This window comes from Variovorax sp. MHTC-1 (assembly GCF_003984645.1).
GTDB lineage: Bacteria > Pseudomonadota > Gammaproteobacteria > Burkholderiales > Burkholderiaceae_C > Variovorax.
The window spans coordinates 1-978 of record NZ_RWKI01000088.1 but is presented as its reverse complement, the minus strand read 5'-3'; the positions used below and the strand labels follow the sequence as shown (position 1 = coordinate 978).

Below are 978 nucleotides of genomic sequence, written 5' to 3'. Positions count from 1 at the left end.
GCAAGCCGCTGATGCTAGCCGCCGCGAACACCGATGGCGCTACGCAGCCTGTCTAGGTCCGGCGCGTCAGACTCGATGAAGAAGAGGTCCTCGGCTATGCCCCTGACGTTGTCGGCAATGCCGATAACGAACTCGCGGCCGAACGCCGCGTGCAGCTTTGCCAGTTGCCCCGCGATGCGCTCAACGTCGCTGAACCACCCATCCGGCTCGGCGCCAGGGTCTGGCAGTGCCAGGTTGATTCCAAGGTCCCAGTCAGGCAAATCGCCAGGGCGGCAGCCCGGCACGTTTGCCTTCTGGTTCACCACGGTCGGGCTGGAGGTGACCCAGCCTGGTGCTGCGGCAAGCAAGAGCAGCCTTTCCTCGATGGACGCGGCGACCACTTCTAGATCAGAGCCGTCTACGTACGCATACAGAGTGTGGCGTTGCATGGTTTTACTGGAAGCTGGGTCGGAAGGTCCGGTTCCGGCCGACTGTAGCCTGTTGCGGCCTCTGGAGCTTCGGGCCCACTGCGGTAGTTCAGGCGCCTCCAAAGCCGACCTTCAATGTTTGACTTTGCCGCTACCCCCCGAGCCCCGGGACGCATGAGAGGCGCGGGAGAGCCTGTGTGACTAAAACGAACAGCCCCCACATCCCGAACGCTGCGAGAAAGGCAATGACCGCTGTCCTAGCACGCTTACCTCGTGCAACCAGCTCTGAGTCGGTGAGTTCAGAGAAGTCCCCTTTGAGCAAGTACCACTGTGCCCCGGCCGTGCCTGAAGCATCCGTCGTGTCCATTCTGTTCGCCTTAGATGCAAGCGTTCTCCACAAAGACGGCGCTGAACGCTCCAAGAGCGTGAGGAATCTGTGCTGATGAAATCCTTGGACCGCAAACATGATGATGCACACGACAGCGAACCCGAAAGACCAGATTTCGAGGGTTTGGCACATTTGATAGGCTCGTGCTTCGTAGATTTGAGACCAGGGACAATGTCCGTTGTT

1 protein-coding gene is annotated in these 978 nt (G+C 59.9%); it reads right to left on the bottom strand.

The window, feature by feature from the left end; genetic code table 11:
- Positions 1–14: 14 nt before the first annotated feature.
- Positions 15–428, bottom strand: a complete 414-nt coding sequence (locus EJI01_RS28380) for a hypothetical protein (protein ID WP_126840415.1) — start codon at positions 426–428, stop codon at positions 15–17.
- Between the last annotated feature and the right edge of the window lie 550 nt (positions 429–978).